8 protein-coding genes and 1 tRNA gene are annotated in these 9,232 nt (G+C 65.9%); 4 read left to right on the forward strand and 5 right to left on the reverse strand.

Annotated features, from left to right (window positions below; translation table 11 throughout):
• The first annotated feature begins 156 nt into the window (after positions 1-156).
• Positions 157-233, forward strand: a tRNA-Asp gene (locus CAPSK01_RS04155).
• 167 nt (positions 234-400) lie between these two features.
• Here the strand turns inward: CAPSK01_RS04155 and phnE are convergent.
• The 5 genes from phnE to selD form a co-directional block, all read right to left on the reverse strand.
• Positions 401-1,216, reverse strand: coding sequence for a phosphonate ABC transporter, permease protein PhnE (gene phnE / locus CAPSK01_RS04160; RefSeq protein ID WP_273703059.1), 816 nt, complete (start codon positions 1,214-1,216; stop codon positions 401-403).
• On the reverse strand, positions 1,213-2,031 hold the full coding sequence (locus CAPSK01_RS04165) for an ABC transporter permease (RefSeq protein ID WP_034923007.1): 819 nt from the start codon (positions 2,029-2,031) through the stop codon (positions 1,213-1,215). The genes phnE and CAPSK01_RS04165 overlap by 4 nt, the downstream gene beginning before the upstream one ends.
• A 22-nt stretch (positions 2,032-2,053) precedes the next feature.
• Positions 2,054-2,923, reverse strand: coding sequence for an ATP-binding cassette domain-containing protein (locus CAPSK01_RS04170; protein WP_273703060.1), 870 nt, complete (start codon positions 2,921-2,923; stop codon positions 2,054-2,056).
• A gap of 52 nt (positions 2,924-2,975) precedes the next feature.
• Entirely contained in the window at positions 2,976-3,842 is an 867-nt protein-coding gene (locus CAPSK01_RS04175) for a putative selenate ABC transporter substrate-binding protein (RefSeq protein WP_034922892.1), read from the reverse strand.
• 81 nt (positions 3,843-3,923) lie between these two features.
• The gene (gene selD, locus CAPSK01_RS04180) at positions 3,924-6,203 is read right to left on the reverse strand and encodes a selenide, water dikinase SelD (protein ID WP_034922895.1); all 2,280 of its coding nucleotides are present in this window, start codon (positions 6,201-6,203) and stop codon (positions 3,924-3,926) included.
• A 428-nt stretch (positions 6,204-6,631) separates the two neighbouring features.
• Here selD and CAPSK01_RS04185 point away from each other — a divergent pair, with 428 nt between their 5' ends.
• The 3 genes from CAPSK01_RS04185 to CAPSK01_RS04195 are packed head-to-tail and all read left to right on the forward strand — an operon-like array spanning position 6,632 to position 9,079.
• Positions 6,632-6,934 carry a FeoA family protein gene (locus CAPSK01_RS04185; RefSeq protein WP_273703061.1) on the forward strand — a complete coding sequence of 101 codons (303 nt, stop codon included), beginning with the start codon at positions 6,632-6,634 and terminating at the stop codon, positions 6,932-6,934.
• Positions 6,931-8,811, forward strand: coding sequence for a ferrous iron transporter B (locus CAPSK01_RS04190; RefSeq protein WP_034922898.1), 1,881 nt, complete (start codon positions 6,931-6,933; stop codon positions 8,809-8,811). The genes CAPSK01_RS04185 and CAPSK01_RS04190 overlap by 4 nt, the downstream gene beginning before the upstream one ends.
• The gene (locus CAPSK01_RS04195; RefSeq protein ID WP_034922901.1) at positions 8,804-9,079 is read left to right on the forward strand and encodes a hypothetical protein; all 276 of its coding nucleotides are present in this window, start codon (positions 8,804-8,806) and stop codon (positions 9,077-9,079) included. The genes CAPSK01_RS04190 and CAPSK01_RS04195 overlap by 8 nt, the downstream gene beginning before the upstream one ends.
• The last annotated feature ends 153 nt before the right edge of the window (positions 9,080-9,232 follow it).

The following is a 9,232-nucleotide window of genomic DNA, read 5'->3' on the forward strand; positions in this document are numbered from 1 at the left end:
CGCTCATTCTCCCAAAAACCCGTTTGTCCGTTTGTCATCACCCCCCTTGCTCACCCGGCGAAATTTGCTATAATGCCCAGCTTGCACAGCGCGACGGCTTTTCCAGACGCCGGTTGTCAAGCGCGACACCACAGAAGAAGCATGGTTCAGCAGCACGGAGTGGTAGTTCAGTTGGTTAGAATACCGGCCTGTCACGCCGGGGGTCGCGGGTTCGAGCCCCGTCCACTCCGCCAATATTCACCGCAATAGTCCGGCCAGAGCCGGTCTGCGATCGGTGCCTGCCTGTTCTCTATATTCTCTGCTTTCCCCGAGAACCCAAACGGTCACGCTACGGCCGTTCAGGTGGCAGGCTGCCGCTCGTCAGCAATTCCGAATATAAAATCATATCCGTCGTTCCGGCTCAAACGCTCGCCATGTGCTTGCGCAGGCGGTCGCTCAGCGCGTCGACAGCCAGCACCAGGACGAACATCGCGATCAGCACCGTCGCCGCCTGTGCCTGCTGGAAGATCGACAGGTGATAATAGAGCATCTGGCCGAGGCCGCCGGCACCGACGAAGCCGAGTACGGCGGCCATGCGGATGTTCATTTCCAGCCGGTAGAGCCCGTAGGCCACGCATTGCGGCCAGACCAGCGGTTGCGTTCCGTACAGGAAGGCCGGCACGCCGCCGCTGCCGGCTTCGCGCAGGCTTTGCTCGGGCTGCCGTGGCGCGTTCTCGATCGCCTCGGCGAACAGCCGGCCGAGCACTCCGGTGGTGTGCAGCGCCAGCGCCAACGCACCGGCGAAAGGGCCGAGGCCAGCGACGAGCACCATCAGCGTCGCCCAGACCAGTTCCGGCACACTGCGCAACAGATTGAGGAGAAAGCGCGACAGCCGGGTGGCGGCGACTCCGTGCCGCCCGGCCGCCGGCAGGGCCAGCAACAGTCCCGCCAGCGCCGCCAGCAGCGTGCCGACCATGGCCACCGAGAAGGTCTGCAAGGCGCCCCAGGCGGTCTTGCGCACGAATTCGGGGTCGAGGTCGGGTGGCAGGAAGGAGGCGGCAAATTTCCCCATCGCGGCTGCCGAATCGGCCGAAAACAGCGCGCCGAAATCGATCGCGAGATAGGCGAAGCTGGCCACTACGGCAGCGATCAGCAGGCCGCTGGTGAGCACGCAGGACAGGCAGAAGTCGGCGGCGCCGCGCGTCGCACAGGGCTCCTGAACGCCGTTCTCGTTCATGCCAGCGCCCGGCGCAATGTCGCACTCAGCGCGTCGGCGAGCAGCACCAGCAACAGGAAGACGAGGAGGATCACCGCGGCTTCGCCGCCGTTCAGCATCTTCATCGACTGGTCCATCAACTGCCCGAGCCCGCCAGCGCCGACGAAGCCCATGATCACCGACGAGCGGACCGCGCACTCCCAGCGATAGACGGTGTAGGAGGTCAGTTCCTGCGCCGCGTTGGGGAGCAGTCCGTAGGCCAGCGCCGCGAAGCGGCCACTGCCCGCTTCAAGCAGCGAGCGGGCAGGGCGGGTGTCGGTCGATTCGAGAATCTCGGTGTACACCTTGCCGAGCATGCCGCCGTAGGTGACCGCCAGCGCCAGCACGCCGGCGGCTGGCCCGAGACCGAAGACGCGCACCAGCATCAGCGCCCAGACGATCTCGGGGATCGCGCGCAAAAAGGTCAGCAGCGCGCGCCCGGCGAGACGTAGCGCGCTGCCAGCGCGGTGGCCGGGTCCCGGCCCGATCAGCGACACTGCCAGCGGGCGCGTGCACAGGATCGCCAGCGGCACCGCGATGAGCAGGGCCAGCGCGATGCCGGCGGTGGCCATCGCCAGCGTTTCCAGCGTAGCCTTGAGAAGGATGCCGAGAAAATCGGTCGATGTCTCGGGTGGCAGAAAGCCGGCAAGGAAAGCGCCCATCACCTGTAGATTGTTGCCCTCGAACAGCGCCCAGGGTCGGAACTCGGCGAGTTGCAGGAGCGGCCACAGCAACCCCAGGGCGAGCACCGTCCAGCCGAGACGCGCGCGCGCGTCCGGGTCTCGGGCCGGCGACAGGGGGCTGGCGAACGTCTTCAATTCAGCGTCCGCGGCAGGTCTCAAAGCGCACGACGGCGATCGCCACCTGGCCGTCGGCGGGTGTACCCGCGGCGTCAACGGCGCCGTCGCGCGGTGCGACCGGTGTCTGGGCCTGCGTCGGCAGTACGCCGCCCTCGGCGGCGTATAGTTCGCGCAACATCGTTTCGCTGACGCGCGCCGTCGGCAGGTCGAAGACGATTTCGCCGGCGCGCAGACCGACGATGCGCGGAAACCATTTGAGTGCCAGGTCGACTGCGTGCAGCGAAGCGAACAGACTGGCACCGCGACGCTCGGAGTCGGCGACCAGTTCGCCGAGCGCGGCATCGGCGAGCGTCGGGTCGAGGGCCGAGACCGGTTCGTCGGCCAGGATCAGGTCAGGTTGCTGGTAGAGGACGCGGGCGATCCCGACGCGCTGCAACTGGCCGCCCGAGAGCCGGTCGCAGCGATCGAACAGGCGGTCGGCGAGGTCGAAGCGCGCCAGTACCGCCTGCGCACCGTCGATGTCGACCGGATAGACCAGCGAGCAAAGCCCCTTCCATACCGGCCAGTGGCCGAGCCGGCCGGCGAGGATCGCGGTAATCACGCGCTGGCGGGGCGGAATCGGTGGCGCCTGGTGGATGGTGCCGATGCGCGCGCGCAGGTGGCGCAATTCGCCGGCCGACGCCTGCCAGGGGTTGACGCCGAGGATCTCCAGGCGTCCCTCACTGGGCCGCAAGGCACTGCCGAGCAGCCGCGTGAGGCTGGTCTTGCCGGCGCCCGACGGACCGATCACCGCCACCCGCTCGCCGCGCGCAAGACGCAGCGAGATTCGCTGCAGCGCGCGAAAACCATTGCCGTGCGTCAGTCCGACGCCGGTCAGTTCGCTTGCCATGTCCTTGCCTCCTCGTTCCCCTGTCGCTGCGACGCCTGCGGAAGCCGCACCCTTACTTGATCAGCCCGGCGCTGCGCGCCGCCCGTTCGATGCCATCGTAGTTGGCCGCCGTGGTCGGGACGAACTTCGATGCGCGCTGCAGTTCCATCAGTTCGCGCTGCGCCGGGTCTGCCCGGTCGAGCTTGAGGAAGGCCTGGGTGATCTTCTGGCGCAGCGCCGGGTCAAGACCGGGGCGCACCGTCCAGTTGTAGTCGAAGTAGGGCGGCGTCGTGGCGATGACCTTGACCCGCTTGGCGTTGGCATCGCCCTTCTCGACCAGCTTGTCCATCACCGAAGCATTGAGCACGCCGGCCTCGACCTTGCCGGAGGCGACGAAGGCGACGGTGGCGTCATGCGCGCCGGAGAAGGCGACGTTCTTGAAATCCTTGTCGGGATCGATGCCATCCTTGAGCAGGTAGAAGCGCGGCATCAGGTGTCCCGAGGTGGACGACGGCGAGCCGAAGGCGAAGGTCTTGCCCTTCAGTTCGACGAGCGACGTGACCGGGCTGTTCGCCGGCACAATGAATTTGCTGGTGAACACCTCGTCCTCTGCGCGCTGGACGATCGGGATGGCCTCGCCGCCGGTCCGCAGCTTTGCCTGTACGAAGGTGAACCCGCCGAGCCAGGCGAGATCGATCTTCTTCGCCGCCAGACCCTCGACCACCGCAGCATAGTCGCTGACCGGCGTGAACTGCACTTTGTAGCCGGTTTCCTTCTCGAGATACTCGCCGAGTGGCTTGAACTTGCGCTGCAGTTCGGTCGGCGCCTCGTCAGGGATCGCCGAGACCCGTAACAGGTTTTCGGCGTAGCTTGCGGCGCTGCCGAGCATCAGGGCGAGCGCCAGGGCGCTGCGGGAAATCAGGCGGGGCAAAAGCATCATGGTCGGTTCTCCGTGGATGGCAGGTTGGTGCGGGGAAGGGCGGCTTGCCGCCAGGGCGTGCAGGCTTTGTGCATCTCTTGGTCAGGTGCGCAGTGTAATTGGTTCCACCGCCTCGCTGGCCGGCAGCACGCGCCCGATGCAGATCGCCCGCGTGTAGCCCAGGCCGCGCAGCGCGGCGATGCAGTCCGCGGCCTGTTCCGCCGGCACGCTGGCGAGCAGTCCGCCGGCGGTCTGCGGGTCGAAGAGCAGCGGGTAATTCGGGTGATGCAGCGCTTCGGGCTGGTTGCGCAGTGCGCGGCGCAGGCGCACGTTGGCCGGCTGCAGCGAACTGACGATTCCCGCTGCAACGGTTTCGGCGGCCCCCTCGAGGAGTGGCAGCGCGGCCAGGTCGATCTCGGCGTCTACCCCCGACGAGCGAGTCATCTCGACCAGATGTCCGAGCAGACCAAAGCCGGTGAGGTCGGTGCACGCGCTCGCGCCGTGCGCGATCAAGCACGGCACTGCCGCCTGGTTCGACTGTTGCATCGACTCCAAAGCCGCATCGATCCAGCGGCCGCGCGCCTGCAGCCGCGCCTGCGCCGCGAACAGGGTGCCGGTGCCGAGCGGTTTGCTGAGGATCAGTGCATCGCCGGGACGCATGCCGCCCTTGCGCAGGACGCCGGCCAGGGTTGCGTCGATCAGCCCGTTGATCGCGAAACCGAGCGCCAGTTCGCGACCCTCGCCGGTATGACCGCCGACCAGCGCACAGCCGGCCTCGTTGAGCACCGCGACGGCGCCCGCCATCATCTGGAAGACGGTGTCCTCGACCTTGCTCTCCAGTCCTGGCGGGACGGTGGCGATCGCCGTTGCCGACTGCGGCGCGCCGCCCATCGCGAAGATGTCGCCGAGCGCATGATGGGCGGCGATCCTGCCGAAAAGCCAGGGGTCGTCGATGAAGGCCCGAAAGAAATCGACCGTATGCACCAGCGCACTGCCCGGCGGCACTCGCAGCACCGCTGCATCGTCGGGCGCGTGCAGGCCGATCAGCACGTCGTCGCGCGCGATCGGGTGAACCCTTGCCAGCGCCCGTGACAGCACGGTGGCACCGACTTTGGCGCCGCAGCCGCCGCAGCGCATGGCAACCGCCGAGATCGCCTGCGTCTGCTCGGCCGCGTCGAGTGGAATTGCCTCGGCCGGTGCAGGCGCGGCGTTCTCGTCCATCGGTGCGAATTCGCTGAAACGGCGCATGAAGCGTCGGTCGATCCAGTCCTTCCAGCGCCATACCCAGTCGCCGCGCGCAAACAGCCAGCCGCGCGAGGCGACCGCGTGCCGGTCGCCGGTGCTGATCAGCGCCAGCCAGCGTCGCTGTGGGCGATACGCGAGCAGTGGCTGGCGCAGGACGATTCGCCGCAGGTTCTCGGCCAGCGGTTTGCCCATGCGCACCGCGAAGACGCCGGCCTTTTCGAGTGGCCGGTCGATCAGCGACGCGCAATCGCCAGCGGCGAAGATCAGCGGATCGGTCTCGCTCTGCAGGGTGTTGCGGACCCGGATGAAACCCTCGCCGTCGAGCGCCAGCCCGGTCTCGCGCAGCCACGGCGCGCCGCCGGCCTGGGTCACCCAGACGATCTCGTCGGCGGCGAACATCTCGCCGCTGCGCACCTGCAGATGGCCGGCGGCAACTTCGACGACTTCGCAATGACGATGGAGGGTCACGCCGCGCTCGGTCAGGACGCGCTCGAAGACGCCGCGCACCGCCGCGTTGTGTGTCGGCAGAATGCTCGCGCTGGCCGAGAAGAGGTGAAAGCGAAGTTCGTCGGGATCGCGTCCGAGCGCCGCCAGTTCACCGCGCAGCCGGTACTGCATGGCCAGCGTCAGCTCGGCGCCGCCGGCACCGGCGCCGACCACGGCGATCGTCGTCGTCCCGGCGTGCGCACGCACGCGCCCGAGCAGCGCCAGCCAGCGTTCGTTGAAGCGGCGGATCGGTTTCACCGGTACCGCGTGCTCGGCAGCGCCATCGACGCGCGCAAGCTGCGGCGTCGAGCCGATGTTGATCGATAGCGCATCGTAGGGCACCGGCGGCCGCTGGCGGCACAGTACCTGGCGTGCGGCGCGGTCGATGCCGATCACTTCGTCGCGGCAATAGCGCGCGCCGGCGAACTCGGCCAGCCGCCGCAGATCGATATGCACGGCATCGAAATCGTAGTGTCCGGCGATGTAGCCGGGCAGCATTCCCGAGTACGGCGTGTCCGTATCGGTGCAGATCACGGTCAGGCGCAGACCCGGCAACGGCTGCATGGCAAACATGCGCAGCACGCCGACGTGGCTGTGACCACCGCCGATCAGGACGATGTCGCGGATGATCGGAGTGGTCGCTGCTCGCATTCGGTTCTCCTGTCGTTCATCTGGAACAGGTCATGTTTGCTCAGGTGCATCGTGCTACGTCTGTCAGGTCGTCTGCAAGTTCCGGAACTATGCCATACAAATCATCACGCTGGCAGCTTTTCTTGAAGCAGTGCCTCTATGTCCAGTATGTTGGCCGTACGAGCGATCTCGCGATGATTGCCGAAGCCCTCCTCATAAGACGGGTTGACAGAAAGCGGCGGGGGGGCCACAGAGGGTGTTGATAACCTCTTCGTCGAAATCGTCTATGGCCTATGTCAATGCGAATAGTTCTCATGTATAGTGCAATGGTAATGAGCAGGGTGGCGACCATGCCTCCGGAACAGTCACGCTGACGGTGTCTGGCGGAGCGGTCGCCACTTTCCCACAGCGCCTTGTCACCCGCAACTCGATGAAGATTGCAGATACGCATGAAGAAAGATACCGGTTCCATGAATCCCCAAGAATTGATTCCGCTATTTGACCTTCCGCTGGGTCAGGAAGGCATCGTAAGCAGCCGGCCCAACGCCATCAGCGGCGACGCCGCCGACGTGGCGCTGGCGTTGCGGCTGTTCGAGATCGGCTTTTTCGACGGAGAGCGGGTGCGCGTCGTGGCGCGCGGACATCCGGGTGGTGATCCGGTTGCGGTGCGGGTCGGCAACACGATGTTTGCCTTACGAAAATTTGAAGCCGAGCGCGTTCTGGTCGCTCCGCTGGGAGGAAAAAAGACATGAGCACTGCCCATGCAAGCTGCAACCTGGCCCTGCTGGGCAACCCGAATTGCGGCAAGACGGCACTGTTCAATCTGCTGACCGGCAGCCGGCAGAAGGTCGCCAACTATCCCGGCGTGACGGTCGACCGCAAGGAGGGAGAACTCATCACGCCGTCTGGCAAACAGTTTCGCATTCTCGATTTACCGGGGGCCTACAGCCTCAACGCGGTCAGCATCGACGAAGAAATCACCCGTGACGTGGTCCTCGGAACACGTGCCGATGAGCAGCGCCCCGACCTGATCGTCTGTGTCAGCGACGCCACCAACCTCAAGCTCAACCTGCGGCTGGTTCTCGAAGTCAAGCGTCTGGGTCTGCCGATCGTTCTGGCACTGAACATGACCGACCTGGCGGCGAAACGCGGCATCGTCATCGACGTTCCTGCGCTCGAGCGCGAACTGGGAATGCCGGTGGTCAGCACCGTCGCCGTCAAGCGCGGCGGTGCCAGGGAACTGATTGCCCGGCTCGAAGCCATCCAGCCGGATACGGCTGCTCACCCGGCGTCCTGGCTGCCGCCCGATGTGGCCGACGTCACCGCCACCCAGCGCGAAGTCCGGCGCATTCTCGCGGCCACCGTCCGCGAACCGGCGATCGACACCCGTCTCGACGAGCATATCGATCGCATTGTGCTGCACCCGTTATGGGGAATGCTCATTCTGGCGGGCACGCTGTTCCTGATGTTTCAGGCGGTGTTCAGTTGGGCCAGCCTGCCGATGGAGTGGATCAAGGCGGGGGTCGAAGCCGGTGGCGAGTTTCTCGTGGCCCGGATGCCGGAGGGCATCCTGCGCAGCCTGCTGGTTGACGGGATCATTGCCGGGGTCGGCAGTGTGCTGGTGTTCCTGCCGCAAATCCTGATCCTCTTCCTGTTCATTCTTGCCCTTGAAGATTCGGGCTATCTGCCACGTGCAGCGTTCCTGCTCGACCGCCTGATGGGCACTGTCGGCCTCTCGGGCCGCTCGTTCATTCCGCTGCTGTCAAGCTTTGCCTGCGCCATCCCCGGCATCATGGCGGCGCGTACCATCTCCAATTGGCGCGACCGGCTGGCGACGATCATGATCGCGCCGCTGATGACCTGCTCGGCGCGTTTGCCGGTGTACGCGCTGATCATCGGCGCCTTCATCCCGGAGAGCACGGTCGCTGGCGTGTTCAACCTGCAGGGACTGGTGCTGTTCGTCCTCTACGTTGCCGGCATCGTGAGTGCGATGGCCGTCGCCGGCGTCCTCAAATTGACGGTTGGTCGCGGCCAGCAACATCCGCTGATGCTCGAATTGCCGTCGTACCGTTGGCCGCATGCTCGCAACCTGCTGCTCGGTCTGGTCGAACGTGCGCGGATATTCATCATGCGTGTCGGCAACATCATTCTGGCGCTGATGGTGATACTCTGGTTCCTGTCGTCTTTCCCGGCGGCGCCGGAAGGTGCCAGCGGCCCGGCGATCTATTACAGTTATGCCGGCATGCTCGGTCGGGCGCTGGCGGTGATCTTTGCTCCGGTCGGCTTCAACTGGGAAATCTCGATTGCCCTGGTGCCCGGCATGGCAGCACGCGAGGTCGCGGTCGGCGCCCTTGGCACGGTCTATGCGCTGTCGGCGACCGGCGACGACGTCGCGACAGCGCTCGCACCCATGTTGGCGGCGGGTTGGTCACTGCCGACGGCATTCTCGCTGCTTGCCTGGTACGTCTTCTCGCCACAGTGCCTGTCCACGCTCGCCGTGGTCAAGCGCGAAACCGGCTCGTGGCGTTATTCGCTGCTGATGGCCGGCTACCTGTTCGCGCTGGCGTATGGTGCGGCTTTTGTGACTTACCGGATTGCCCTGGTCCTGACCGGAGTTGGCCATGCTTGAAGAATGGATTGTCTACGGTGCGGTCATTTGCGCTACCATCTACGCGACGCGGCGATTGCTGCCCGGCGTTCTGCGTGCGGCGCTTGCCGAACGCTGTGTGGCCTGGGCACAGCGCCTCGGACTGGCGCCGGCCGGCGCCGGATCGTCAGGTCGGGAGGCCAGTCACAAGGCAGGCAGCGCCTGCGGCGGCTGCACCGGATGTTCCGGCTGTGCCACGAAGCAGGTGCCTCGCCGTGTAATGATCATCAAATCTCCAGGGAAATCATAGGTCACATGCCACTAGCCGTTAAACAGCTCATACCAGTGATCAGCCTGCTGCTGCTGCTACAGCCGGTTGGCGCCAGTGCCGCGACCCTTGAAGGTGCCGTCGAGCCGGCGGTCAGCGAAATCTCTCCGACAGCCGATACCGCCGACACCGTCG

Source organism: Candidatus Accumulibacter vicinus (assembly GCF_000584955.1).
Lineage (GTDB): Bacteria > Pseudomonadota > Gammaproteobacteria > Burkholderiales > Rhodocyclaceae > Accumulibacter > Accumulibacter vicinus.

Coding starts and splice junctions, on each gene's coding strand:
- CAPSK01_RS04195 (WP_034922901.1), top strand. CDS start 8,804: ATGCTTGAAGAATGGATTGTCTACGGTGCGGTCATTTGCGCTACCATC.
- CAPSK01_RS04185 (WP_273703061.1), top strand. CDS start 6,632: ATGAAGAAAGATACCGGTTCCATGAATCCCCAAGAATTGATTCCGCTA.
- selD (WP_034922895.1), bottom strand. CDS start 6,203: ATGCGAGCAGCGACCACTCCGATCATCCGCGACATCGTCCTGATCGGC.
- phnE (WP_273703059.1), bottom strand. CDS start 1,216: ATGAACGAGAACGGCGTTCAGGAGCCCTGTGCGACGCGCGGCGCCGCC.
- CAPSK01_RS04175 (WP_034922892.1), bottom strand. CDS start 3,842: ATGATGCTTTTGCCCCGCCTGATTTCCCGCAGCGCCCTGGCGCTCGCC.
- CAPSK01_RS04190 (WP_034922898.1), top strand. CDS start 6,931: ATGAGCACTGCCCATGCAAGCTGCAACCTGGCCCTGCTGGGCAACCCG.
- CAPSK01_RS04170 (WP_273703060.1), bottom strand. CDS start 2,923: ATGGCAAGCGAACTGACCGGCGTCGGACTGACGCACGGCAATGGTTTT.